Consider the following 24,621-nt stretch of genomic DNA (forward strand, 5'->3'; position numbering starts at 1 on the left):
GTATTTATATACAGTGCATTGTAAAAGCTTACTTTGAGCTTTAACGTTTACACTTAAATTTACTTTTCTGGCGCTACTTTAGCGCTGTTTTATTCAACGATTTCAAAACTCTTATTTAACCTATTGTAATCTCATTACATAAAACTAATAATTGGTTAGTTTTATAAGTTTGAGTACCTGTATTGAAAGCCAAAGAAATCCGCAATTTTTATATCAACGAAGAGCAATCTGTTTATTTGCTTTCGCACCGCGATGCTAAAAAACACCGCCAGTGGCTTAATATTTGTATCAAGCAGCTAACACTGCTGGGCTACAAAAACGTTGAAATGATTGGCTCGGGTGCTTTTGGTTTTGTGTTTGCAGGTGATGACGATAATGGCTTACCTTGGGTATTTAAGTTTTCGCGTATTACGCTTGCCCAAAGTGTACGTGATCGCCTAGAAGACGAAGCGTATATGCTTTCGCAAATTAATAACCCCTTAGTGCCTACCTTTTATGCATTTGAGCGAATTAAAAGACAAGGGATTTTAATGATGGCGCGCGCCATTGGAGAGGACCTTGAAAAAGTATCGCTTAAAACAGGGCGCTTTAGTGCCGCGCAAATAATGGCGCTAGCTGTTAGGTTACGTAATGTATTAATTGATTTACGTAGCCACAAAAATGGCGTTAGCCCACAACCTATAGTGCATGGCGATATAAAACCTTCAAACCTTGTTTGGGATGCAAACACTGATGCGCTTTCGTTAGTGGATTGGGGCAGCTCTGTGTATGCACAGCTCGATAGTGATGGGAATCCTGTTGCGAGTAATTTTATGGATTTAATGTCGGGCGATTTAAGCACAACGAATGCCCGTATGGGCGATGTGTACTTTATTGGTGAAGCGCAAATGTCGGGGGAGCAATCATCCCCACGATTTGACGAACAAGGTGTAGCCGCTACGTTGTATGCGCTAGCGTCGGCGCAGTCGTGTCGCTTTGGTGCGCAAGCCATCCCTGCAAGCAGCTTAGGGCTCCCAAAAGAACTGGCTAAGGTGATTGATGGCATGCTGTCAAAAAGTAAGGCCATACGTGATGGTGCCGGTGATTACTTTATGCGTAACATTACAACTATGGCTAAAGCGTATTTACCTGAGCTTGATAAAAAACAAAAAAAAGCAGATATTCCTTTTTGGTATGGCAAGGCAGAGCAACCCGACACGGTTGTATATAGTTCACGAAAACAGTTTTTACGCCAAGCCGATCATAACCAGCAATTACTAGATATAAACGACGCGCAACTTGACCGTTATTATAAAGAGTTTTTGTTTGATACAGGCGATACCGAAAAAGCATTTTTAGCATCAATAAGCCGATTAGCTAAGTACCCTGTTGTTGGTGGGCTTAGTTTTCATTGGAAGGATGAGTCGGTGTTTGTTGAATCGTCTTTAATTATGCATGACGAATCATTGGGTGATGCGTTTAGTGATGCGATTAATAACACGGTGATGCTTGCGCAAGCGATTAATCAAAAAGGGTTATTTAAGTGTTGTTTGTTTGATGCCCGTAAAACCATTCAACTAGAGCGAGATGGCACGGGTGCATTTAAGTTTGATAGCCTACCAGAGCTTGAATACGAAGTTGTAAGCATGAAGGCAAACGACATAACCCGCCCGCATTCATACTTTGAAGACGGTAAAGACCCTGATGAGCAACTACAGCTACCTAAAAAAGTTATTAAGTGCGTATTTGAGCTTAACCAAATTCATCATACGGGGTGTATTATTTTTGAAGCACTGCCGGACAGAATGAAGATTCACCATTACTACCGCTTACTCGATTCGAGTAAAGAGGTTGAGTTTAAACGCCTTCTTAATAAACTAATGCAATACGCGGTAAATATTACGGACGTGGGTGTTGCGGGCTTTATGAAGTTGCCATATAAAAACACCCGTGAATTTAGTTTATGTGAGCAGCAAGAAGAGAATTACTTTCCTAAAAATCCTAAGCTTGTATCTTTATAGAAAGTACTTAAATTAAGAGTGCTGAATGAAAAGACAAGGATAAAAAAAGAGCACAAGTTTGTTTAACTTGTACTCTTTGCCACTTAATTATTAGGTAAGTATTACTAATTATTAAAACACCTTACTAAAGGGCGACGTTGGTGATAGCTCAAATTGATGAGTTAGCTTTTGCGTTTTATTAGTCGCTGTAATTTGATAATGCTGCTTGTGCTCATTGTTACTAAATAGCTTAACGTTAAAGTTAACTTTGGCTAGTTTACTAGGCAAAGAGTAGCGCCCAGTAATGGTTACTTGGTCTATATTGTCGCTTTTATGTGTATGCGACGCTTCTGGGTTTAGCAAAAGTCCGTCAATAGTAAATTTATACTGATGATCTGCTAAATAAACGTTCTTTTTAACTCGCTTACTTATTTGTTTTTTATGAGCATTAAACTCAACTATTGATACTTTGCCATCCTTATCTTCATCAACCCCTTTAAAAGCCGAAATAGGGATTGAAAGAACAATAAACACGTTATTATCAACAAAATTCAGCGTACCGTGCTCTGCAACCATTAAATGCGCGTTTGCTAATGTTGATGTGCTCAATAAGCCCAATGTGGTCACACTTAACAGATAATTTTTCTTATAAGGCATAACTTACTCCTAATTAAACTTCGCCTTTAACGCAGCGTTGAAAAAACGGGTAAGTGTCTGTTGCGTAGTAGTGGTATATCCCTTGAGGAAACTCAGGCGTTACACCAACGCGGCCATTACATTCATCTAAATCACCCGAGCCTGCTACGTATTCCCAATCTTGTGCAAATGTACCTAATGGGTATATATCGGTAGAAGGGCGGTTTGCGCTTACGGTTATTACGTGTTGATAGCTACCGGTCATTGCGGTTAGGGCTGAAGTTGCATCACTTGAGTCTGAATAGCCGTAACGTGCATAAATAGGAAAGCCATCTGCTGCCCAGCCTATTAGAGTCATAGTGGTGCTATTGCCACCTCGCATTGCTACAAAGCCTTCTGGCATACCATGATAATGATATGTGCCATCGGGTTGTACGTGTGCATTGTTGTCGTCTGTTCCAAAACTAAACGAGTCTTGGCTTAGGGCTTCTATATTCCAGTTGCCGCTGTTGTCGCCTAAATCGCAATCGGTGCCAGAATCATCACAACTTCCGCCTGTGCCTGCGTCTATTTTAATGCCATTAAGTACAACGCCTATCATTCCACGAGGACCACCAAGCATGGTTGCTTGTGTTGTTTCTACAGGCTCAAGTGTGTAGCTTTCATTTACTGATTGCTCAGAAATAGTATTTGGGTTATCAGCATTAGGAAAGGTGCCTACTTCGTGATCGGGTATGCCATTAGCTACTAAGTCGCGTGTAGTTCCTGTGCATGACCAATCTGCAGCGCTGGTGGCTTGTACTGACTCTGACTCGTTATATTCACTGTAGCTATATTCACAAAGTACACTTTGGGTTGAACTGCTGGTACCTGTGCCGTTATCTGAAGTGGTTTGTGATGAGCTTTCTGAAGTTGCTGAGCTATCAACTATGCCTTCTCCACCACCACATGCAACTAACGATGAAACAATTAAAGCAAGAGAAGTGAGCTTTAAAGCATTTATCCTATTTCGATTTTTATTATTAAGTACGTATTGTTTCATTGCAGCCTACCTGACCAATTAAGTTACTCAAACAATAATCAGCAATTGTGCAAATAGTGTGTAAACAATGATGACAAATTAGCAATTATGTAAATAGGCGGAGTATTAAAGCTAAGTTGAGATTTAACTTTATGAGATTGTGTTTTATTTTAAAATTTCAAAAAGTTAAACTAATGCCAAAATAGCTAATATAAAAGGCTACCTAAATGGCTAAAATAAAACCTGTAGTGACGCTTCAAAGCCACGGTATTTACTCTAAGTGGGATAGTGAAAGTAAAACGTTGCCACAAATAGAGCAATTTACAACAAATGTAATAGCTGAGGTCGATATTGAGTTTGGCTTAATCGTAAATATTAAAAAAGGTAAAGGCGAAAAGCTTCATTATTGTATTTACCATCCTGATATTCCAGACAGTGACGGTGATGTAATGGACCCTTTTGAAGGCGATGTATACGTTAAAAACAGTGATTGGAACTTTTATTTAGGCGATACACTTTGGCTGCCAATAGAAAATAAATTGGGTGATTGGCGAATGACGATTGAATTAAATGGAAAAATCATTGCTGATAAAACTTTTAATGTGGCATTAGAGGCAGAGCGCACTGAAACAGATTTTTGGAAAAACCGAGGGTACTAATTGTTATTTATTGGCTATGTAACGCGGATATAATTGAAGTTAATGAGAAAATAGTCGAAGAGCTATTTATAAACAGCTCTTCAACCTTAAATTAGTAAGTTTTTAGTTACCCCAAGGGTTACTCGAATTAGAACGCTGCTTACGATCGCGAGCACGTTGCTTAGATTCTTTTTTCTCTACAATACGTTTAGCATCAACAAAACTAAGTTCACACGGCTCCCCCGGTTTATGATCAGCTGGGATCACACGATCTCGTGGCGGTAATTCGTATTGAACATCATCAGGCTTAGGTAAGTTTTTAAGGCGGTAAAGGTAAAAGTTATCTACTTTTTCTTGTGCCCATTGTGTTTTACGTAAAAATTTAACCGCAGACTTAACATCAGGATTGTTTTTAAAGCAGTTAAGTTGTAAATAAGCGTGTAGGAGTTCCCACCCGTATTGTTCAACCAGCTCTTCAACCACTTGTTCTAATTTTACGCCTTGCAGTGGGTTATTACTGAAAAGTTCTTGGTTGCTCATAGGTGTTGCCTCGTTATTAAAATACAAATTGCATTATAAATTTAATAACGAGGCTTTAACAGAGTAAATAGCTTAACTTTGGCAATTAACTACAACACGACCACGAATTTTACCTTCCATAAGTTGCTCTGCGTTATCAATTACGTGTTCGAGTGATATTTCTGTCGAAATTTTATCTAAATAATCAGCGCTTACTAATTTAGCTAAACGATCCCATGCTTCGATTCTGTCGGCTTTAGTGCGCATTACGCTATCAATCCCCATTAACGATATGCCACGTAATATGAATGGCGCAACAGACCCTGGTAAATCCATACCTTGTGCAAGTCCACAGGCGGTTACTACACCTCCATATTTTAATGATGCACATATATTTGCCAGTGTATGGCTACCTACAGAGTCTATTGCCCCTGCAAAGCGCTCTTTTTGCAGAGGCTTGCCTGGGTTTGATAGCTCATTTCTGTCAATTACGTGTTTAGCGCCTAACTCTATTAAGTACTCACTTTGATCTAATCGGCCCGTTGCTGCTGTTACATTAAACCCAAGTTGATTTAATAAATAAATAGCAAAGCTGCCTACGCCACCATTAGCACCAGTTACAAGTATCTCGCCAGATTCAGGCGTAATACCTTGTTTTTGAAGTGCTATAACACTTAGCATGGCGGTATAACCCGCAGTGCCTATTTGCATTGCTTGTTTTGGTGAAATACCTGCAGGCAAGGGGATTAGCCAATCGCTATTAAGTGCCGCTTTTTGAGCAAGTCCGCCCCAATGTTTTTCGCCTACACCAAAGCCATTTAATATTACGTTATCGCCGTTTTTAAATTCATCGCTGGTGGAATTTGTAACCGTACCCACTAAATCAATACCTGGCACCATAGGAAAACTACGTACAACGGGGCCTTTACCCGTAATAGCTAAACCATCTTTATAGTTAAGTGTGCTGTATAGCACGTCGATAGATACGTTTTCGTTTGGTAAATCACTATGTTCGATAGTTGATAATGAAGCGCTATAGTTATTATCTTCTTTATTAATAACAATGGCTTTAATTGGGTTACTCATGGGATATCCTTTTAGACCGATCGTCTTTTAATTGGTAAATAAAAACACATTAGGTTAATAATGCGCGTAAAAACATTTCTGTATACAAAGTAAGTGGAGTATTTGATTTTGTGAGCTTGGCGCGCATAACAGCACCTTCCCAACCTATCCAAAAGTACTCACTCATCAATTTTGTATTTACATGGCTTGCAATAGTGCCTTGTTGCTTAGCTTGGTTTAAGCAAACCTCTACATGGTTTTGCCAAGCGGTGTAGCTTTGCATTAATCTGGTTTTAAACTCTTCACTTAAATGGTTAAGCTCTTGATTTAAGTTACCGACTAAACAGCCACGTTTGTAATCGTATTTTTTCATCCCTTTAATTGCGCTTTGGGTAAAATTAACGATTCGCTCAAGTGGGGGAACATCTTCTTGCTGTAGGTAATGGGTAAGCTTGGCAATAAAATAACTGTCGTATGCATCAACTAACGCAATACCGTAGGCTTCTTTACTTTTAAAGTAATGATAAAAAGAGCCTTTAGGTACAGCTGCTTTTTTTAAAATAGTATCGAGCCCCGTGGCGCTAAAGCCAAACTCAGTTAATGTTTCTAGGCCCGTGCGAATAAGTAACGCTTTTGTATCGGCGTTTTCTCTGGCTATTTTAGGTGGGCGACCACGGCGTATTGGTGTTGATGTATTTTTGTTCATGAACTTATATTAGACCGATCGACTTTAAATAATCAAGTATAAATTTAAATTGTTTAAAAATAGTTCAAATTTAGGGGCGGGCTACTAATTTAAAATTAATGAAATAAAAGTGTCACGATTACATTTTTGTTTGGAACTTAGTCAATATTAGTCGGTCACAATTAAAGCACATAAGTGCTTTTTAGCGATTATTAAATCGCCAATTTGTTTTTACGAACCGGTCAAATTAAATGTTGTATGACCACTTACTTTTTTAAATGTTAATTCATTTTTGCATCAGCAGCTTAGTTAAAGTCAAACAATTTAATTGCTTTTACAATTTGAATTTTACATTTTTATTAACTATTCATTAAATGTAGATTTCACTAATGCTACACAATATATAAATAAAAAGGTGAGGATATTACCGATGAAGAGACAGAAAAGAGATCGTTTAGAAAGAGCTCATTCTCAAGGTTTTAAAGCAGGTTTAGCAGGTCGCTCAAAAGAGCTATGCCCTTATCAACAAGTAGATCCAAAATCAGAGTGGTTAGGTGGTTGGCGTGAAGCGATTGAAAACCGCAACATGTACAAAACCTAAAATCAATAATCGAATTTAAGCAAAAAGGCCTCCACATTGGAGGCCTTTTTGTTTGTGCGTTTAAAAATTAAAATGCACTAGTGTCTTGGAACAAGCCCACTTTTAAATCTTTTGCTTCGTAGATTACTCGGCCATCTACTTCTACTGTGCCATCGGCAACGCCCATAAACAATTTACGTTTAATTACGCGTTTCATTACAAGACGGTAAGTTACTTTTTTATTAGTTGGTAAAATTTGGCCAGTAAATTTAACTTCACCCACACCTAGCGCACGGCCAAGACCAGGGCCACCAGACCAACCTAAGTAAAAACCAACTAGTTGCCACATAGCATCTAAGCCTAAACAACCTGGCATTACTGGGTCGCCTTTAAAATGACAATCGAAAAACCAAAGGCTAGGGTCAATATCAAGCTCAGCAACAATTTCGCCTTTCCCATGAATACCACCATCAGCAGTAATAGAGGTAATGCGATCCATCATTAACATGTTGTCACTTGGTAAACGGCAGTTACCTTCACCAAACATTTCACCTTGACCACACAGGATCAACTCTTCTTTTGTATAGCTATTTTTAGGTTCCATAACACTTATCTTCGCTTAGAAATTGCCAAGTACTTTAGCGTACACTTGTACGCTAAACAACTCGGAGCAGTTAAAAAATCAAAATATTGCATATTAAATCATCAATCAATCAACGCGATTGGTTTTTGCACTATAAAACCGCGCAATTACAATCAGAAATCATTATAATTAACGCTGTCTTATAACCAGTCTAAAGGAAGTTTATGATCCTTTTTGTTAACTCACTAACTGTGATTGATTTTTCTTACTTATGTAACAAACGCGGCGCCGTTGGCGAGAGCTGGATTGTTGATTTAACTTTGCACGGTAAACTTAACGAAGAGTCTATGGTTTTAGACTTTGGTTTAGTTAAAAAGCAAATTAAAGGCATTATAGATGAGTGTATTGATCACCGTTTAGCAATTCCTACAGGGCTTAATGGCACTGTATCTGAATTTGACGAGCATAAAACACTCGATTGCACATTTGGTGAAAATAATCACTTAGCTATGAGTGCTCCTCATCAAGCTTATTGCATGATTAACGCAGACGAAGTAACGGTTGAATCGGTTACTGAATTTTTAATTGCGACTATTTTACCGAAGCTACCAGATAACATTGAAAAAATTGAGCTGTCTCTTAAGCCTGAGCGTAGCCAAAGCTTTTACTATCATTACAGCCATGGCCTTAAAAAGCATGACGGTAATTGCCAACGTATTATTCATGGGCATCGTTCTCAAATTGGTATTAGCCTAGATGGCATCTCTATGCCGCGCTTGCAAAAAGAATGGTCTCAAAAGTGGGAAGATATTTACTTAGCCACCAGCGAAGATCAAATTAACGCACCTGATTTAAAACACATAACAGCCAAAGCGGGTGATGTATGTTTTGCTTACACGTCGGCACAAGGCTATTTTGAAATGGCGATTAGCGAATCCCGTTGCGACATTTTACCAGTAGACACCACTGTAGAATGTATTGCTGAACATGTAGCTGGCCAAATTAAAGCCCAATATCCAGAAAGAGCAGTGAAAGTGACTGCTTATGAAGGTGTTGGAAAAGGATCGATTAGCTATGTTTAAAACACTTTTAGCAACAGCGCTTGTTGCCTCTGCTAGCTTTAGTGCTATGGCGCTTGAGTTAAAAGGGCATTTAACACAAGGCGGTTTAGTTACTGGAAAGCTAGAAAACGCTAAATCAGTAAGCTTAGATGGTAAAAGCTTAAAACTTTCGCCAAATGGTGACTTTGTATTTGGTTTTGGGCGTGACGCTGAAACTACTCATACTTTAAAATGGGTAGATAACACAGGTAAATCTCATTCTCAGCCGCTAGCCATAACTAAGCGTGAATATGAAATTGATAAAATAACCGGCGTGGCTAAGAAGTATGTTTCACCGGCAAAAGAAGTCAGTGCACGTATAAGCCGCGAAGCAGTTGCTGTGCGTAAAGCGAGAGAAGTTGACTCTGATTTACTGTACTTTTTAGACCCTGTGTTAAAGCCTGCAGAAGGGCGTATATCGGGTGTTTATGGTAGTCAGCGTTATTTTAATGGCGAGCCTCGTCGTCCGCACTTTGGCTTAGACATCGCTAATAAAACAGGTTCTCCTGTTTACGCGCCAATTAGTGGTACCGTGGTGTTTTCTGAACCTGATTTATACTACTCAGGCGGTACATTAATTATTGATCATGGCCATGGTATTACCTCAACTTACATTCATTTAAGTAAGCTTGATGTAAAAGTAGGTGACAAAATTAAGCAAGGTAACAAAGTGGCTGAAATTGGTGCAACAGGGCGTGTAACAGGTCCTCACCTAGATTGGCGTTTTAACTGGAAAGGCGAACGCCTTGATCCTGCATTACTAATGCAAGATACATTAGCAAACAAAAAGTAGAGATTATGACTGACGTAAATCGCGATGCAATAATTGCTCAGCGTATTGAAGACTCAACCACATCGGTAACTAAAACTGTGTTTCCAGGGCGTACCAATCATCACAATACTTTATTTGGTGGTGATGCACTGGCGTGGATGGATGAAGTGGCATTTATAGCTGCTACTCGTTTTTGTCGTAAACCTTTGGTTACCATATCCTCTGATAGAGTCGATTTTAAAGAAGCGATACCAGCTGGTACTTTTGCAGAATTAATAGCTAAAGTAGTGCATGTAGGTAACACCAGCTTAAAAGTTGATGTAGATATACTATTAGAAACTATGCACAGAGATGATAAGCACTCTGCTATTAGTGGTAGCTTTACGTTTGTTGCAGTCGATGATAATCACAGACCGACACCGGTTGTATGCGATAAAATGATTTATGGTTTTGAGTAATTTAAAGCTTTAAATACACGGTAAAATAAAATTATCTAAGCACCTTAATTGGTGCTTATATAAAAAACCATAAAGAACACATCATACTAAATCTCTAGTAGGTATAATCTCAACAGCGCAATTAATATTTAATCATAAAGTAATCAAAATAGGGAGGTGTCAATTGATAGGGCTGAGGATTGTTAAAACCAAAAAGGCATGCTTTAAACATACCTTTTTGGTTGTATTTAGCTTTTAATTAAATTTACGAATACTTACATGCTTACTACTTAAAGCACCATTGCTGCAATCCAGCCAAATATCAGCAGTGGAATGTTAAAGTGAATAAATGTTGGAATAACAGAGTCTCTAATATGGTCGTGCTGGCCATCTGCATTTAAACCTGATGTTGGGCCAAGCGTTGAGTCTGAAGCAGGGGAGCCTGCATCACCTAAAGCGCCCGCAGTACCAACAAGTGCAGCGGTAGCCATAACAGAAAACCCGAGGTCTAAACACAAAGGAACAAACAAAGTTGCAATAATAGGCACTGTTGAAAACGAACTACCAATTCCCATTGTAATTAATAACCCGACTAACAAAATAACACCGGCGGCCAAAGGTTTATTACCATCTAAAAGGGCGGCTGTGCTGTGTACTAAGCTCGCTACGTCGCCAGTGGCCTGCATAACTGATGCAAAGCCTTGTGCCGATATCATAATAAAACCAATCATCGCCATCATCGCAACGCCTTTGCTAAATACGTCGCCGTTTTCTTCCCACTTAACTACACCAAATACACTAAATATCATTACACCTACTAAACCGCCTAAAATCATTGAGCCACTTAGGTTTTGTGCAACAAGTGAGGCAAGTACCGCACAAAGCCCTACAATCATTACTTTTTTAGGGTTTTCTACCTCAGCCGATTTACTCACAGTTGTTAATGGGAGCTTTGTGTATTCGCGGCGTTTTTTGTAGGTAATAAATACCGCAATAAGTAATCCAATAAACATACCTAATGCAGGAATTATCATCGCCATAGGGACTTGTGTATTTACAATGTCTAGGCCGTTATCAACTAGGTTTTTATGCAAAATAGAATATAAGTAAATACCACCAAAACCATAAGGCAGCACCATATAAGAGGTTGCTAATCCAAATGTTAAAATACACGCTATAGCACGCCTGTCTAGTCTTAACTGATTAAAAACCACGAGTAACGGCGGGATTAAAATAGGAATAAACGCTATGTGTACAGGTACTAAGTTTTGCGAAGAAATCGCACAACCTAAAATAATTAATAAAATGAAGTAACTTAAAAATGTTTTATTCCCACTGCCTTTAGCATTTACTTTAGCAAGTAACTTATCAGCGAGAATGCGTGTTAAACCCGACTTAGAAATAGCAACGGCAAATGCACCGAGCATGGCATAACTTAGTGCAATTTCAGCTCCGGCAGAAAGGCCAGAATTAAATGCATCAACACTTTCTTTTATACCCAAGCCTGCTGTTAAACCAGCAACTAAAGCACTTATGATCATGGCAACAATGACGTTAACGCGAGCCAGAGATAGCCCGAGCATTAAAATAACGCCTATAACAACAGCATTCATAGTATTCTCTATTTGGAAATTTTAATTAATTTTATCAGATCTTTAGCCTGAGTTTTACGCTCTTTCGTAAAAGGTTTTTTACTATAGCGTACTTGGTTAAATAACTGACTAAATGTGTTTATAGATTGTGCAGAATGAGGGAATTTGTCAGCAAAAAAATGTAACTGCTGACTCGGTGTTAAATTATCGGGTGTATTTATTTTTTGTTTTTTAGCCCATGTTTTTACTTCATAAAACTCTTTAACCATAGGCGCTAATTTAGCCGGGCGTTTTGGTAAGTTTAAATAAACAAAATAACCTACAAAACAAAAACCAGCTGTTAATAAAACCATTAATGGTACAAGCCAAATGTTTTTACTACCAAAAATTGATTTTAAAAAATCATTTTGTTTTTCTTCGTCAAAACCAAGTACCCAGCTAGACCATTGATAATCGAGATTTTCAAGTTCCAACCTTAACCAATTAATAGCGGGGAAATTACTTAAACTCACTAAACCAAAATCAAGATTACTTTTAAATTCGTCATTCAGCTCTTGGTTTTGAGAAAGTGAGCCATTTAAACGCTCCGGTGCTACAACAGCGGTTGCATCAAAAATAACCCAACCTTCGTTTTGTAAATATACTTCTACCCACGCATGCGCATCGTACTGGCGAACTGTTAGCGTATTATTATCTTGGTTTAATTCACCGCCTAAATAACCACTTACTAATCGAGCGGGTATCCCTGCGGTTCTAAAAATGTACGCAGCGGCGCTTGCATAATGACCACAAAAGCCACGTTGGTTTTCAAATAAAAATTGGTCAATTGTATTATCGCCGCTCATAGGAGTGGGTGTTAATGTGTAAGTAAATCCCGTACCTGCAAAGTATTGTAATAAGCGGTTATAAAAATCGCGATCAGAGTGTGTATTTTTCTTTAAGGTTTTAGCAAGTGATGATGTTTTTACATTCTTTTTATAAGCGAGGTATATGTAGCGTTTTTCTTCAAATTCGCCAAGCGGTAAAGTTGTGAAGTTAAAGCTATTTACATCGTATTGTAAGTTTTTAGCTTGGCGACTTTTTTTACGCAATAAGCCTAGCGAATTGCCTTCAACATTTTGTGAATTACTACTGGAATACGCTAAACCATAGAGCCATTTTTGTGTTGCAGGCTCAGTAATAACTGAGTAGCTTGCAATAAGTTGCTTATCATTTTCGCTCTCGGTATTTGTTTTTACATTATTATATTTTAAAAAGTCAGACGTAAGCCACGCATTGCCATTAAACTCATCATGAACGATTGCTCGCCAATAATAAGGCGCTACAGGTTTTTCTTCATTAAATTTAGCTCTAAACACAAGCTCGTCAGAATTTGAAAGCTTTGCAATATCGAATGGATCGACTTGTTCAGAAAGCCCTGTTTTTGCAAGTTTAGGTCCAGGAAGCTGCCAAAATGCGGGCATTTTTGGTAAAAAAAGCAGTAAAAATATAGCTAAAGGAAGCGCTAAAAGTAGCAATTTACCACTTTGCTTAGAGGCGATTTTTAAATTATGTTTGGATTCGAGTAGGCCAAGTACTGCAAAGTTTAATATGTATAAACCACTTACAGATAAAGTCGTTAAAATACTTTGGTTAAATAAATACACCGATGAGAGTGAAAAAAACGTAAGCGTTGTAATTACATGATAGTGTTTTTTGGTTTTAGCCTGTAGCAGCTTAAATAAACTAGCAAGTAGCAGCATGGCCACAAATAAAATAACCGTATCCGACATGCCTACTGTGTAGAGCATTAAACCTAGTGACACACCTGCGAGTATATTTGCCAGCCAAGCATTTGGCTTTGGTTTATTACTCAGCGTTATGTAATAGTTCCATGCACAAATAAGTGCAAGTACACCTACAAAAACAAGCGGTAAATGTGATACAAAAAATACAATCAAACATGCATATATAAAAGACAGTGAATAATTTATTACTTTTTCGTTTTTAAGTATGTCCATTACACATCACCATTAAATGAGCATAATAATTCTAAGCATTGCTGCTTATGTTGCTGTCCGGTATTTGTATTTATTGTTTTATTCGGTAGCTTTAACATAAAAGGGGTGCTTTTCTCGGTTGCTTCACATACTAAAAAGCATAACTGGCTTAAACGTTGTTCTGTATCCCCATTCATCAACGTAAAATCGAGAAGCGCATTCGCTGTTTTAAAGTCTACAAACTCTTTAACTAACAACTGCTGTGTTTTTGCGTAATGCTTCCACGACACTCTTTGCAAGCCCATCTCAGGCAAGTGTGGGATTAACGACTCAAACTCTTCGCTACCAGATTGGGAAGAAATACCTTTATCGGCTTGCTCATCAAGCATAGAAACATGCGCATCACTGTGTACTTGTTCAAGCGACGGGTATACAAAAACATCTGTTTGTAATTGAATGTAGCTCCAAACAGTTATTAAACCAAAGGGATATTTACTCGCTATTTTAATACGTTGCACTGCGTACTTACCGCGTGAGCTGTAGGGTAAGTTGAGTGTAAGTAACTGAGTCTTACTATCAACTTCGTCGGTATGTTTGTGAGTTTGCTCACTACCTTGATATGTTAAATTAATAGATTGGGTAACTCTAGGGCTTTGTAATTCAAATACAATACTCGGTTTTTGAGGTGCGTAGCTGTTAAATGCATCTTTAAATTTAACCGTTAAGCCTTTAGCGTTACTGTAGCCCATTAATACAGCAATAATCATCACCACAAACATAAGATAAGACATTATTAAAATTAAATTATTTTGATAATTAATGCCCATTACAAAGTTTAAAATAGCCACAATTACAAAGTACCAGCCAAGGGATGATGGCAATACATAAATTGTTCTGTGTTCAAGTGTAATTGAGTTTTTTAAATGTTTATTTTTTAATAACTTATTAAATAAATTTTGCTTAAATGACTTAAATAAAGAAGGGCGCTTAGCTGTTTTTTTTGGCATAAAAGTTTATACCGGAACTAAAACGTTTTTTAAAATATCGTTTACTTGCGCTTCACCGGACTCATTATGCAAACCTAATCGATGCTGACACACACTTGTAAATACGGCTTGAACATCCTCTGGCATTACAAAATCACGACCATCAATAAAGGCCCACGACCTAGCCGCTTTAGCGAGAGCCATACTGGCACGCGGTGATAACGATGATGCAAAAGCGTTGCTTGTGCGTGTGTAATTAACAAGCTCTATAATGTAGTCAATAATCGGGCTACTTAAAGTAATTTGGCTTATCTGGTTTTGAATTGCCGCTAACTCTTGTTGGTTAATACGCTTAGGTAATTGGCTGTAATCTCGTTTTTGCATATTCAAAATTAAGCGTTTTTCGGCTTCTTTAGGTGGAAAACCTAAGCTAATACGCATTAAAAAACGGTCTAATTGCGACTCAGGTAACGGGTAAGTACCTGATTGGTAAAGCGGGTTTTGTGTTGCAATCACAAAAAATGGATTTGGCAGCGTATATTTTTTTCCATCGACTGTTACTTGTTGCTCTTCCATTGCTTCAAGCAACGCACTTTGTGTTTTAGGCCCTGCGCGGTTTATTTCATCAGCTAAAACAACTTGGCTAAAAATAGGGCCTTTATGAAACGTAAAACTGTGCTCGGTAGAGTTAAATACATTAGTACCCAGAATATCAGCAGGCAGAAGATCACTGGTAAATTGAATACGCTGATACGATAAACCTAACACAGCTGACAATGCATGAGAAAGAGTGGTTTTTCCCATACCAGGCAAATCTTCAATGAGTAAATGCCCTTCGCTAAATAAGCATGTAAGTGCCAGTTTTATTTGTTGTTGTTTACCAAATATAACACTCGAAAGATCGTCTATAATCGCAGTAACAGTACTATGCATGCTAACCTTATTATTATTCTATTATTTCAAGACGCTTCATTACAGTGTCTACTTTTTTTGTGTTGAAAGGTTTTGCAATAAAGCCTTTAGCACCCATTTCCCACGTGTTTTGTACGTTTTCGAGACTATTGTGGCCAGAGCACATAACAACATGAGTGTGCGGATAAGCACTATTAATGTATTCCAATATATCTGCACCGTTAGAGTCAGGTAAATCTACATCTACAAATATTACGCCTGGCGGTTTATTGTTCATAATAGGTTTAGCAGAGCTAAAATCGGCGCTTTCTAAGATGTCCTCAAACCCTAAGTCAGTTAAAATTTGGTTTAGATAATCACGAATTTCCTTAACGTCATCAATAATGAGGATGGGCTCTAGCGGGCGAACAAATTCCATATGTAGGTTACTTCTATTTTGAATACATCTAAGTGCTTTAATACTAAGCTAACCCCATCATAAGCTCAAGAACGTTACTTAAAAAACACTAATAAATAAACTGTTTATAGGTTTGCCCAACAACCTATTTTTAAAGGATTACCTGCTTTCATATCTTCTACTAACTTATATTTTCATTAATTGTATTGAACAATAATGACGTATCTACAATAAATCCCTTAATCATACACTTTATTTCCTCAAAATTTGATGTAACAAATTTGCTACTTAACTTATTGATTCAAAAATATTTACATAAAAATTCGATTTTTTGTAAACGTTTTGTAATAAAAAAGCGTTGACCTTCTAAATTCATTCTGTGATTATGCTCAATAGATGAGCTTATGCTCACAAGTGCAATTTCATTATCTATTTAATTTTTTGCTCAGTCAGCCTCATCTACACACACTGAATTAATACCAATTTCATTAAATGAATATGCAATTTAATAAAGTTGGCATCACACACCACACTAAATAAAGAGCTTATTATGTTGAATAATAAAAAGACTAAATTTGCAATTTCTCTCATAGCGGCAGCTATGGCTACATCGGCTCCAGCACAGGCTGATATTTCTGAATATTTAGATCGCGTTGACGTAGACTTTTTACTAATGCAAAACTTTCAGTCAATTCAAGCTAAAGACGGCGCATTTCGTCCAGAAGATGAAGAACAAGAATCAGGATTTGGCCGTATTAGAGCTAATCTAATGCTTAAATTTCATATTAACGAGTTCATCACTGCCGATATAGATATTGCAGAAGAGCCTAATGACTTTGGTGGCGAAGATCGTGACTTTTCATTTCACAACGATTTTGCAGGTGTTGAATTTGACTTACTAGGTCTATATGGCACACCAAAAGAAAACGCAAATTTAACACTGCGTTTGGGTAATATTGGTGGCTCACCATTTCAATTTAAAGGTTTTCAAGACGGCGCAGATAACCAAAATAATGCACTTATTGGTAATGGTATTACCGATTACGCAACCGCAGAAAACGGCGCACAGCTAAGTTACAGCGAAACTTTCGAAAGTGGTGTAGTACGTGCTTATAATGTTACAGGTCATATTACGACTTCAAGTTTTGGTGAAGCGTTTCAAGAAGACAGAGGTTATAACTACCGACTTCAAGGTACTCTAGAATTTGAAGGTGGCTTTAAAGCAGGCTTAAACTTATTAAAAGCCAATCAAGGCGACCAGTTACGTTTTGAAAACGGTATAGCCAGTCTTGATGGTGTAACCACAACAAATTATCGCTTTGGCGATGGTGAAAACTATAACTTCTCAGCGTCACCTTCAAACGAGCGTGACACTCACGTTGGCGCAATGCCAGGGCTTGAGCAATCAATCATCCAGCTTAATTTAGCTTATCAACCATCTGACGAAACTAGTCTAATTTTTATGGTTGGTAAATCATCTGATGATTACACGTTTGCAGATGCCGCTGGTAATGCAGTTGCCGGTATTACCTACTTTGGTACAAAAAGCATAGCTGATGAAAATGGCACTACTTTTGATTCAAACAGTGTAATAGAAGGCGACTCATCTGTTGAGTACTTCGTGTTTGAAGCACAACAATATCTAATCCCTAAAAAGCTATATGTAGCGGCTCGTTATGCAGAAGCCGAAAACACTTCCGACTTAATTGAACAAACAGACAACACAGTAGAGCGTATTCAAGTAGCCGCAGGTTACTGGTTTAACGATAAAACGCTTTTAAAAGTTGAGTATGTTAACCAAGAAGAAGGTGTTAATTCGGGCGGCCAAATCGGTAAAGGATTTGACGGCTTCACTTCTGAAATATCTGTTAAATTTTAAGTCATTATCCAACTAGTCTAACTATTTATACAAAGGACCTAAAAAGGCACTTTGCGGGCAGTTTTATGCGTCAAAACTGCCATAAATAGAATTGGTAATAGATTGAAATTTAATAGCACTGGTTAAAACATAACGTGTATGGGGAATACCCGATGAAAAATAAATTAATTATGCTCGCGTGTGGCTTTATAAGCATGGGCGCTGCGGCAAAAGAAACAATTACTATAGCGACTGTTAACAACGGTGACATGATCACCATGAAAGAATTAAGTAGTGACTTTACCAGCCAAAACCCTGATATAGATTTAAAATGGGTCACTCTAGAGGAAAACATTCTTCGCCAACGTGTCACAACCGATGTAGCAACAAAAGGCGGCCAATACGATGTTATGACCATCGGTACTTATGAAGTACCAATTTGGGGCAAACAAAATTGGTTAAAAGAGCTGGACAATTTAGGTGAAAACTACGATTTAGACGATTTAATCCCAGCAATCCGAAGCGGTTTAACGATTAACGACAAACTTTATGCTGCCCCATTTTATGGCGAAAGCTCAATGGTTATGTACCGCACCGATTTAATGGATAAAGCGGGGCTGACAATGCCCAAAGCCCCAACATGGGACTTTATACGCAAAGCTGCTAAAGCGATGACAGACAAAAAAGAAGGTGTTTATGGCCTTTGTTTACGTGGTAAAGCAGGTTGGGGCGAAAACGTTGCGCTTATTACATCAATGGCTAATTCGTTTGGTGCTCGTTGGTTTGATGAAAATTGGAAGCCACAGTTTAATACTCCAGAGTGGGAAAATACCCTTCAGTATTATGTCGATGTAATGAAAGAGTCAGGACCTGCTGGTTCATCTGCAAACGGGTTTAACGAAAACCTTGCACTATTCCAAACAGGAAAATGTGGTATTTGGATTGATGCAACCGTTGCAGGCGCATTTGTTACTAATAAAAAAGACTCAGAAGTTGCCGATAAAGTAGGGTTTGCACTTGCGCCAGATAATGGTCTAGGTAAACGCGGTAACTGGCTATGGTCTTGGACTTTAGCCGTACCGGCAAGCAGCAAAAAACCAGATGCCGCAATGAAATTTATTAGCTGGGCGACATCAAAAGAATACACTCAACTTGTAGCTGACAAAAAAGGTTGGGCAAAAGTACCGCCAGGTACACGTAAATCACTTTACAGTAATCAAAAGTACATGGACGCAGCACCGTTTGCGCAAATTACCTTAGATTCTATCCAATCTGCAGATCCTAAAAATCCAACCGTTAAACCGGTGCCTTATGTAGGTATTCAGTTTGTTGCTATTCCTGAGTTTCAAGGAATTGGTACAGCTGTTGGGCAACAATTCTCAGCAGCATTAACTGGCCAAATGACCGTTAAGCAAGCGCTTAGTACGTCTCAGCACCTCGTTGAGCGAACAATGCGTAAAGCTCGCTATCCTAAATAGCATGTAATGGGCGGGTAAGTACTCAAACTTACCCAATATTTTATGTCAATTCTATTTACTTGTTAGTTATAAACGCTATCAAGGGTTTCTGATTTTCACTTGATAGTTAACAAGTAAATAGAATTGGCTTTTTTAAGGTCACCTTTATGGCAACAACTAACTCGCGCACGCTTGCTCGGTTTATGCTTCTTCCAAGTGTAATTTTATTACTTGCTTGGATGATAGTTCCGCTGTGTATGACACTGTATTTTTCTTTTATTGATTACAACTTACTCGTTCCAGGGGATAAAGAGTTTGTAGGCTTTTTAAACTATGAATTTTTCCTAACTGATCCGGCTTTTTTTGAATCATTTTTTAACACGCTCTACCTAGTAACTGGGGTTTTACTTATCACTATTTGTGGTGGTATTGGCTTAGCTATTTTACTAGACCAAGCAATATGGGGGCGAAACTACGTTCGCATTATGGTACTAGCCCCATTTTTTGTAATGCCAACTGTGTCGGCATTGGTATGGAAAAACATGCTAATGAACCCAGTTAATGGCTTATTTGCACACTTTGCTATTTGGCTTGGCTTTGAACCTATCGACTTTTTTGCTCAAATGCCGTTATTTTCAATCATCATAATTGTGTCTTGGCAGTGGTTACCGTTTGCAGCTTTAATACTGCTAACAGCAATACAATCACTCGACCGTGAACAATTAGAAGCGGCTGATTTAGACGGAGCTGGCCCATTTAGTAAGTTCTTTTACATCGTTTTACCGCACTTATCACGCGCTGTAACTGCGGTTATATTAATCGAAACTATATTTTTACTGTCAATTTTTGCTGAAATATTAGTTACAACCAGTGGCGGTCCTGGTTATTCGTCAACCAATATAACGTACTTAATTTATACGCAATCGCTACTTCAGTTTGATGTAGGCGGCGGTTCAGCAGGGGGCATAGTTGCAGTTATTATTGCAAATATAGTCGCTATATTTTTAATGCGCTTAATTGGCAAAAACTTGGAGGGTTAATTATGACTATAAAAGATAGCCGTCGTTCCAAACTAATTTATACCATTGCTGCATGGACAATAAGCGGCATGATTTTCTTTCCAATTTTATGGACGTTAATCACCAGTTTTAAAACGGAAGCCGAAGCAATTTCAGCAAGCCCAAGCTTATATGCGTTTGATTGGACGCTCGAAAATTACCGCGATGTACTGTCGCGCTCGCCATACTTTAACCATTTTTGGAACTCTGTAGTTATATCACTAGGTTCAAGTTTACTGGGGTTATTAATTGCGGTACCTGCTGCGTGGTCTATGGCGTTTGTGCAAACTAAAAAAACAAAGCACTTATTAATGTGGATGCTTTCAACCAAAATGTTACCACCAGTAGGCGTACTTATTCCTATCTATTTATTGTTTCGCGACTTTGCATTACTCGATACAAAATTAGGTTTGGTTATTGTAATGACACTCATTAACTTACCAATAATGGTATGGATGCTTTACACCTACTTTAGAGAAATACCAAACGAAATACTTGAAGCTTCTCGTATGGATGGCACAACAATTGGTGAAGAAATATTCCATGTTTTATTGCCAATAGCCTTACCAGGTATAGCCTCAACGCTATTACTCAATGTTATTTTGTCGTGGAACGAAGCGTTTTGGACACTTATTTTAACCGCTGCAAATGCTGCACCTTTAACGGCATTTATTGCCAGTTACTCAAGCCCTGAGGGGTTATTTTACGCTAAGTTATCGGCAGCATCTGCCATGGCCATTGTGCCAATTTTAATACTTGGTTGGTTTAGTCAAAAACAATTAGTGCGTGGATTAAGTTTCGGCGCAGTAAAATAGGAGAATACACATGGGCAGCATCACACTAAAACAAGTCACTAAAAACTTTGATGAAGTAAACGTAATTAAACCGCTCGACTTAGAAATTAAAGACGGTGAATTCATCGTTTTTGTTGGGCCATCGGGCTGTGGTAAATCTACATTACTTCGTATGATCGCAGGGCTTGAAGATACCACCAGTGGTAATATAGAAATCGATGGTGTAGATGCCACAAAAACACCGCCGGCAAAAAGAGGCTTGGCAATGGTGTTTCAATCATATGCGTTATACCCGCATATGACCGTGCGTAACAATATTGCTTTTCCTTTAAAAAGAGCCAAGGTAAGCCCTGCAGAAATTGAGAGTAAAATTGCTAACGCTGCTAAAATTCTTAATTTGACCGATTATTTAGATCGAAAGCCAGGGCAATTGTCGGGCGGTCAGCGCCAGCGAGTAGCGATAGGGCGCGCAATTGTACGCCAACCTTCGGCATTTTTATTTGATGAACCGCTTTCGAATCTTGATGCGTCATTACGTGTAAATATGCGTTTAGAAATATCTGAATTACATAAAAGTTTAGCCACAACAATGATTTATGTTACGCACGATCAGGTTGAAGCCATGACAATGGCAGATAGAATCGCGGTATTTAATGCCGGTATTATTGAACAAGTAGGCACACCTTTAGAGCTTTATAAAAACCCTGTAAACAAATTTGTAGCTGGTTTTATAGGTTCGCCAAAAATGAATTTTATAGATGCTCCACAAAATGAAGATGCGAATGTTAGCTGTATTGGTATTCGACCAGAGCATATAACACTCTCTACTGAGCAAGGTACTTGGGCTGGAACTGTAGGTGTAATTGAGCATTTAGGTTCGGAGAGCTTTTTACATATAAATATTGAAGGCAAAGGGACCGTAACAGTAAAAGCAGATGGTGATTGCCCATTAAAATATGGCGACAGTATTTACCTAAGCGCACCGGCTGATAAAGTATTAAAGTTTGATAATAACGGTTTAACAATTCGCTAAAGCCTATTTTTAATTACCTTAAATAGCACCTTTATAAGGGTGCTATTAACTAAATTCTAATTACATAATCCTATGAAACCTAGGTATTTTTTATTAAGGGATGGTATATTTACAATTATAAATAACAAAAACGTTATTAATAAATAGATGCTCCAAAATTAATAAAATAATTTATATAGCAGCACATATAATTAAAATTATGTAATGAAAATAAGGACTTGGTTTTCCTTCTATTTTAAGAGGTTTACGTGGTAAAGCTATCAAATACAGAAATTAGAAAGCTAGATGATGCAGCCAGAGCAGGGTGGTTATATTATGTTGGCGGTAACACACAAGATGAAATTGCTAAAAAGCTAAATATATCTCGTCAATCTGCACAAAGAATGGTCGCATTATCTGTTAGCCAAGGATTAATTAAAGTTAGACTTGACCATCCGATTGCTAAATGTATGGATTTGGCCGAAAAATTAAAAAGCCGTTTTGGGTTAGATTCGTGTGAAGTTGTACCGAGCGATCCGTCTGAACCATCATCTACATTAGGTTTGGCTCAAGCTGGCGCGGCAGAAATAGAACGCCATTTAAAATCAGAACAACCCAAAGTACTTGCTATGGGAACCGGTCGAGTTTTACGTGCATGTGTCGATGAGCTTAGAACCGTTGATTGTCCGCAACATAAAATTGTCGCAATGTTAGGTAATATGGCTTTAGATGGATCGGCTTCACCTTATGATGTTGTAGTAAGAATGGCCGAACACACCAATGCAAAACATTACCCAATGCCATTACCAGTTTTACCAAGAAGTATTCAAGAAAAAGAACAGTTACATGCACAACAAAATATTACCGGTAATTTAAAACTCGCTAAAGATGCCGATGTAACATTTGTGGGTATTGGTAGCTTAGGTGAAAAGTCGCCATTACATATAGATGGTTTTATTGATGCGCAAGAACTTAAAGAGTTGCAAGATCTTGGTGCCGTTGGTGAAATGATTAGTTGGGTGTTTGATAAAAACGGTAAGCTTTTAGATTGCACAGTTAATCAGCGCGTAGCAAGTACGCCATTAAAAACAAATGCTAACAAACAGATTTATGCGATAGCTGCTGGTGAAGAAAAAGTGTTAGCCATTTTGGGCGCAGTAAGGTCAAACATGATCAGTGGATTAATTACTAACGAATATACAGCTGAGCGTTTACTAAGTATTGATTAAACAATTTGATAAATAAAGTATCCGTATTAGTAATACCAGTTATTGTAATAAAAGCACTTAATGTCCGATACCGTCTAGTATTGGACATAACAAGAGCGCATTTAAGCGCTCTTGTTATATATACATTTACTACCTATAATTTATATTATGTTAAATAGCATAAATAAATACATAACCAAGTTACTCACCTTCATTAATTAACGTATAAACGCGATATTTTGACTATTTAATAAGCATTAACCTACTTATCTTAATAGTTAGTGCCTTACCCATTTACGGTATTAGCTTCTTGAACATATAAAAATACCGCTTGGTTATTAATATAATCAAGCGGTATTACAATGATTGCCTATTCGCTACTTTACCCAATCAAACTTAACGTATTGAAACAAATAGCTTTTTAATAAACCTAGTAATTCACTAGAATGTTTTATCATTCATAAATTCACTAATAAGCTCAGACACTTTATCTGGATGTTCATCAATAACCCAATGAGCGGCTTTATCTATCCAAATCAATGATGAATTTGGAATTGCTTCTTCTAACATTGGCGCATACTTTGGCTTTTGAAATTTGTCTTCTTTACCCCATATTATGAGTGTTTCATGAGGTAAGCTTTTAAGATCGCCTGTAATAGCTTCGGTATATTCTTTATTAAGCCTGCGCATGTTACTAAATAAAGCGGCTTTTCCTTTTTCATTACTCCATGGTGCTAAGTATATTTTCATCAACTCTTCAGTCATTACGCTCGAGTCGTAAACGCCTTTGGGCATGAAATCTCTTAATGTATCAGCAAATTCGGCTACAGTTGTTTTTTCTTCTACACCTGGTTCTAGCAAAGGTTCAAATTCTGGTATTGGCCAAGAATCAAAACATACACTATCAATTAAAACCAACCCGTTTACTTTATCCGGATGATTTACAGCCATTAATTGAGCAACACCACCACCAATATCATGTGCAGCAATATTAACTTTAGAAATACCGAGTTCTTCCATAAACTTACACATTATTCTACATTGCGCATTTATAGATACATCGGTGTTAATTGGCATATCAGATTCACCAAAGTTTAGTAAATCAGGCGCTATTACTCGATATTTTGATGCAAGTTTTGGCATCACATTTCGCCATAAAAATTTATTGGTTGGTATTCCGTGTATCAATAATAAAGGTGTTCCTTGTCCCATTTCTTGATAAGCAATTTGATGACCTTCTACTGTAACGTACTGTGTCTTGTTCATAATTTTGCCTCTTTAACTTTAAAAATTATAATATTTCGTGAACTATAAAATTGGAATATAACCTTATAAAGCAAATTCCGTCCCAAG

General features: G+C 37.8%; 24 protein-coding genes. 12 read left to right on the forward strand and 12 right to left on the reverse strand.

From position 1 onward, the window contains the following. Positions 1-182: 182 nt before the first annotated feature. Positions 183-2,000: a protein kinase domain-containing protein gene (locus CXF64_RS14490; RefSeq protein WP_101217353.1), complete on the forward strand. Its 1,818-nt coding sequence runs from the start codon at positions 183-185 to the stop codon at positions 1,998-2,000. 111 nt (positions 2,001-2,111) lie between these two features. On the opposite strand, the gene CXF64_RS14495 is transcribed toward CXF64_RS14490, so the two are convergent. Both CXF64_RS14495 and CXF64_RS14500 read right to left on the reverse strand, forming a co-directional pair. Further along, positions 2,112-2,636 carry a hypothetical protein gene (locus tag CXF64_RS14495; RefSeq protein WP_101217354.1) on the reverse strand — a complete coding sequence of 175 codons (525 nt, stop codon included), beginning with the start codon at positions 2,634-2,636 and terminating at the stop codon, positions 2,112-2,114. 13 nt (positions 2,637-2,649) lie between these two features. Further along, positions 2,650-3,657 (reverse strand): YHYH protein, encoded by a 1,008-nt coding sequence (locus CXF64_RS14500; protein ID WP_101217355.1) that lies wholly within the window; start codon positions 3,655-3,657, stop codon positions 2,650-2,652. A gap of 206 nt (positions 3,658-3,863) precedes the next feature. Between CXF64_RS14500 and CXF64_RS14505 the strand changes: the two genes are divergently transcribed. Then, entirely contained in the window at positions 3,864-4,295 is a 432-nt protein-coding gene (locus tag CXF64_RS14505) for a DUF3859 domain-containing protein (RefSeq protein WP_101162934.1), read from the forward strand. Between the two features lie 102 nt (positions 4,296-4,397). On the opposite strand, the gene CXF64_RS14510 is transcribed toward CXF64_RS14505, so the two are convergent. The 3 genes from CXF64_RS14510 to acuR all read right to left on the reverse strand — a co-directional run bounded on the left by CXF64_RS14510 (position 4,398) and on the right by acuR (position 6,564). Continuing rightward, positions 4,398-4,814 carry a VF530 family DNA-binding protein gene (locus tag CXF64_RS14510; protein ID WP_007582761.1) on the reverse strand — a complete coding sequence of 139 codons (417 nt, stop codon included), beginning with the start codon at positions 4,812-4,814 and terminating at the stop codon, positions 4,398-4,400. Between the two features lie 72 nt (positions 4,815-4,886). After that, on the reverse strand, positions 4,887-5,879 hold the full coding sequence (gene acuI, locus CXF64_RS14515; protein WP_024589314.1) for an acrylyl-CoA reductase (NADPH): 993 nt from the start codon (positions 5,877-5,879) through the stop codon (positions 4,887-4,889). A gap of 49 nt (positions 5,880-5,928) precedes the next feature. Next, positions 5,929-6,564, reverse strand: coding sequence for an acrylate utilization transcriptional regulator AcuR (acuR, locus tag CXF64_RS14520; RefSeq protein ID WP_024589313.1), 636 nt, complete (start codon positions 6,562-6,564; stop codon positions 5,929-5,931). A gap of 409 nt (positions 6,565-6,973) precedes the next feature. Here acuR and rmf point away from each other — a divergent pair, with 409 nt between their 5' ends. Next, positions 6,974-7,144: a ribosome modulation factor gene (gene rmf / locus CXF64_RS14525; RefSeq protein WP_002960897.1), complete on the forward strand. Its 171-nt coding sequence runs from the start codon at positions 6,974-6,976 to the stop codon at positions 7,142-7,144. A 67-nt stretch (positions 7,145-7,211) separates the two neighbouring features. On the opposite strand, the gene fabA is transcribed toward rmf, so the two are convergent. Further along, positions 7,212-7,727 (reverse strand): bifunctional 3-hydroxydecanoyl-ACP dehydratase/trans-2-decenoyl-ACP isomerase, encoded by a 516-nt coding sequence (gene fabA, locus CXF64_RS14530; RefSeq protein WP_002960896.1) that lies wholly within the window; start codon positions 7,725-7,727, stop codon positions 7,212-7,214. Between the two features lie 203 nt (positions 7,728-7,930). On the opposite strand from fabA, the gene CXF64_RS14535 reads away from it, so the two are divergent. From CXF64_RS14535 to CXF64_RS14545, 3 genes are read left to right on the forward strand one after another with little or no spacing between them, the layout of a single operon-like run. After that, positions 7,931-8,788, forward strand: a complete 858-nt coding sequence (locus CXF64_RS14535) for a 6-carboxytetrahydropterin synthase (protein ID WP_024589312.1) — start codon at positions 7,931-7,933, stop codon at positions 8,786-8,788. Beyond that, entirely contained in the window at positions 8,781-9,599 is an 819-nt protein-coding gene (locus tag CXF64_RS14540) for a M23 family metallopeptidase (protein ID WP_024606894.1), read from the forward strand. The genes CXF64_RS14535 and CXF64_RS14540 overlap by 8 nt, the downstream gene beginning before the upstream one ends. Positions 9,600-9,604: 5 nt before the next feature. Beyond that, positions 9,605-10,036 (forward strand): acyl-CoA thioesterase, encoded by a 432-nt coding sequence (locus CXF64_RS14545; protein ID WP_010552809.1) that lies wholly within the window; start codon positions 9,605-9,607, stop codon positions 10,034-10,036. A 269-nt stretch (positions 10,037-10,305) separates the two neighbouring features. On the opposite strand, the gene CXF64_RS14550 is transcribed toward CXF64_RS14545, so the two are convergent. The 5 genes from CXF64_RS14550 to CXF64_RS14570 are packed head-to-tail and all read right to left on the reverse strand — an operon-like array spanning position 10,306 to position 15,902. Further along, the gene (locus CXF64_RS14550; RefSeq protein ID WP_101217356.1) at positions 10,306-11,628 is read right to left on the reverse strand and encodes a Na+/H+ antiporter family protein; all 1,323 of its coding nucleotides are present in this window, start codon (positions 11,626-11,628) and stop codon (positions 10,306-10,308) included. 8 nt (positions 11,629-11,636) lie between these two features. Next, on the reverse strand, positions 11,637-13,607 hold the full coding sequence (locus CXF64_RS14555; protein ID WP_101217357.1) for a transglutaminase family protein: 1,971 nt from the start codon (positions 13,605-13,607) through the stop codon (positions 11,637-11,639). Then, positions 13,607-14,593 carry a DUF58 domain-containing protein gene (locus tag CXF64_RS14560; RefSeq protein ID WP_101217358.1) on the reverse strand — a complete coding sequence of 329 codons (987 nt, stop codon included), beginning with the start codon at positions 14,591-14,593 and terminating at the stop codon, positions 13,607-13,609. Before CXF64_RS14560 ends, CXF64_RS14555 begins: the two co-directional genes overlap by 1 nt. A 6-nt stretch (positions 14,594-14,599) precedes the next feature. Further along, a complete protein-coding gene (locus CXF64_RS14565) occupies positions 14,600-15,505 on the reverse strand; it encodes an AAA family ATPase (RefSeq protein WP_101217359.1) in 906 nt (301 codons plus the stop codon). Positions 15,506-15,518: 13 nt separating this feature from the next. Beyond that, a complete protein-coding gene (locus CXF64_RS14570) occupies positions 15,519-15,902 on the reverse strand; it encodes a response regulator (protein WP_007582739.1) in 384 nt (127 codons plus the stop codon). 529 nt (positions 15,903-16,431) lie between these two features. Here CXF64_RS14570 and CXF64_RS14575 point away from each other — a divergent pair. From CXF64_RS14575 to CXF64_RS14600, 6 genes are all read left to right on the forward strand, one after another. Next, entirely contained in the window at positions 16,432-17,760 is a 1,329-nt protein-coding gene (locus CXF64_RS14575) for a hypothetical protein (protein WP_101217360.1), read from the forward strand. 152 nt (positions 17,761-17,912) lie between these two features. Continuing rightward, positions 17,913-19,217, forward strand: coding sequence for an ABC transporter substrate-binding protein (locus CXF64_RS14580; RefSeq protein ID WP_076925990.1), 1,305 nt, complete (start codon positions 17,913-17,915; stop codon positions 19,215-19,217). 146 nt (positions 19,218-19,363) lie between these two features. Next, positions 19,364-20,236, forward strand: a complete 873-nt coding sequence (locus CXF64_RS14585) for a carbohydrate ABC transporter permease (RefSeq protein WP_002960879.1) — start codon at positions 19,364-19,366, stop codon at positions 20,234-20,236. Positions 20,237-20,238: 2 nt separating this feature from the next. Beyond that, positions 20,239-21,069 carry a carbohydrate ABC transporter permease gene (locus CXF64_RS14590; RefSeq protein ID WP_101217361.1) on the forward strand — a complete coding sequence of 277 codons (831 nt, stop codon included), beginning with the start codon at positions 20,239-20,241 and terminating at the stop codon, positions 21,067-21,069. Between the two features lie 10 nt (positions 21,070-21,079). Beyond that, a complete protein-coding gene (locus CXF64_RS14595; protein WP_101217362.1) occupies positions 21,080-22,081 on the forward strand; it encodes an ABC transporter ATP-binding protein in 1,002 nt (333 codons plus the stop codon). Between the two features lie 248 nt (positions 22,082-22,329). Beyond that, complete coding sequence (locus tag CXF64_RS14600) at positions 22,330-23,289, forward strand: sugar-binding transcriptional regulator (RefSeq protein WP_101217363.1); 960 nt, start codon at positions 22,330-22,332, stop codon at positions 23,287-23,289. A gap of 420 nt (positions 23,290-23,709) precedes the next feature. Here the strand turns inward: CXF64_RS14600 and CXF64_RS14605 are convergent, their stop codons facing one another. Beyond that, positions 23,710-24,534 (reverse strand): alpha/beta fold hydrolase, encoded by an 825-nt coding sequence (locus tag CXF64_RS14605; protein ID WP_101217364.1) that lies wholly within the window; start codon positions 24,532-24,534, stop codon positions 23,710-23,712. Between the last annotated feature and the right edge of the window lie 87 nt (positions 24,535-24,621).

This window comes from Pseudoalteromonas sp. GutCa3 (assembly GCF_002836155.1).
Classification (GTDB): domain Bacteria; phylum Pseudomonadota; class Gammaproteobacteria; order Enterobacterales; family Alteromonadaceae; genus Pseudoalteromonas; species Pseudoalteromonas arctica.

What these genes read in the sequence shown, in the direction of transcription:
- CXF64_RS14495 (WP_101217354.1), bottom strand. Translation starts at nt 2,636, where the DNA reads ATGCCTTATAAGAAAAATTATCTGTTAAGTGTGACCACATTGGGCTTA.
- CXF64_RS14500 (WP_101217355.1), bottom strand. Translation starts at nt 3,657, where the DNA reads ATGAAACAATACGTACTTAATAATAAAAATCGAAATAGGATAAATGCT.
- CXF64_RS14505 (WP_101162934.1), top strand. Translation starts at nt 3,864, where the DNA reads ATGGCTAAAATAAAACCTGTAGTGACGCTTCAAAGCCACGGTATTTAC.
- CXF64_RS14510 (WP_007582761.1), bottom strand. Translation starts at nt 4,814, where the DNA reads ATGAGCAACCAAGAACTTTTCAGTAATAACCCACTGCAAGGCGTAAAA.
- acuI (WP_024589314.1), bottom strand. Translation starts at nt 5,879, where the DNA reads ATGAGTAACCCAATTAAAGCCATTGTTATTAATAAAGAAGATAATAAC.
- acuR (WP_024589313.1), bottom strand. Translation starts at nt 6,564, where the DNA reads ATGAACAAAAATACATCAACACCAATACGCCGTGGTCGCCCACCTAAA.
- rmf (WP_002960897.1), top strand. Translation starts at nt 6,974, where the DNA reads ATGAAGAGACAGAAAAGAGATCGTTTAGAAAGAGCTCATTCTCAAGGT.
- fabA (WP_002960896.1), bottom strand. Translation starts at nt 7,727, where the DNA reads ATGGAACCTAAAAATAGCTATACAAAAGAAGAGTTGATCCTGTGTGGT.
- CXF64_RS14535 (WP_024589312.1), top strand. Translation starts at nt 7,931, where the DNA reads ATGATCCTTTTTGTTAACTCACTAACTGTGATTGATTTTTCTTACTTA.
- CXF64_RS14540 (WP_024606894.1), top strand. Translation starts at nt 8,781, where the DNA reads ATGTTTAAAACACTTTTAGCAACAGCGCTTGTTGCCTCTGCTAGCTTT.
- CXF64_RS14545 (WP_010552809.1), top strand. Translation starts at nt 9,605, where the DNA reads ATGACTGACGTAAATCGCGATGCAATAATTGCTCAGCGTATTGAAGAC.
- CXF64_RS14550 (WP_101217356.1), bottom strand. Translation starts at nt 11,628, where the DNA reads ATGAATGCTGTTGTTATAGGCGTTATTTTAATGCTCGGGCTATCTCTG.
- CXF64_RS14555 (WP_101217357.1), bottom strand. Translation starts at nt 13,607, where the DNA reads ATGGACATACTTAAAAACGAAAAAGTAATAAATTATTCACTGTCTTTT.
- CXF64_RS14560 (WP_101217358.1), bottom strand. Translation starts at nt 14,593, where the DNA reads ATGCCAAAAAAAACAGCTAAGCGCCCTTCTTTATTTAAGTCATTTAAG.
- CXF64_RS14565 (WP_101217359.1), bottom strand. Translation starts at nt 15,505, where the DNA reads ATGCATAGTACTGTTACTGCGATTATAGACGATCTTTCGAGTGTTATA.
- CXF64_RS14570 (WP_007582739.1), bottom strand. Translation starts at nt 15,902, where the DNA reads ATGGAATTTGTTCGCCCGCTAGAGCCCATCCTCATTATTGATGACGTT.
- CXF64_RS14575 (WP_101217360.1), top strand. Translation starts at nt 16,432, where the DNA reads ATGTTGAATAATAAAAAGACTAAATTTGCAATTTCTCTCATAGCGGCA.
- CXF64_RS14580 (WP_076925990.1), top strand. Translation starts at nt 17,913, where the DNA reads ATGAAAAATAAATTAATTATGCTCGCGTGTGGCTTTATAAGCATGGGC.
- CXF64_RS14585 (WP_002960879.1), top strand. Translation starts at nt 19,364, where the DNA reads ATGGCAACAACTAACTCGCGCACGCTTGCTCGGTTTATGCTTCTTCCA.
- CXF64_RS14590 (WP_101217361.1), top strand. Translation starts at nt 20,239, where the DNA reads ATGACTATAAAAGATAGCCGTCGTTCCAAACTAATTTATACCATTGCT.
- CXF64_RS14595 (WP_101217362.1), top strand. Translation starts at nt 21,080, where the DNA reads ATGGGCAGCATCACACTAAAACAAGTCACTAAAAACTTTGATGAAGTA.
- CXF64_RS14605 (WP_101217364.1), bottom strand. Translation starts at nt 24,534, where the DNA reads ATGAACAAGACACAGTACGTTACAGTAGAAGGTCATCAAATTGCTTAT.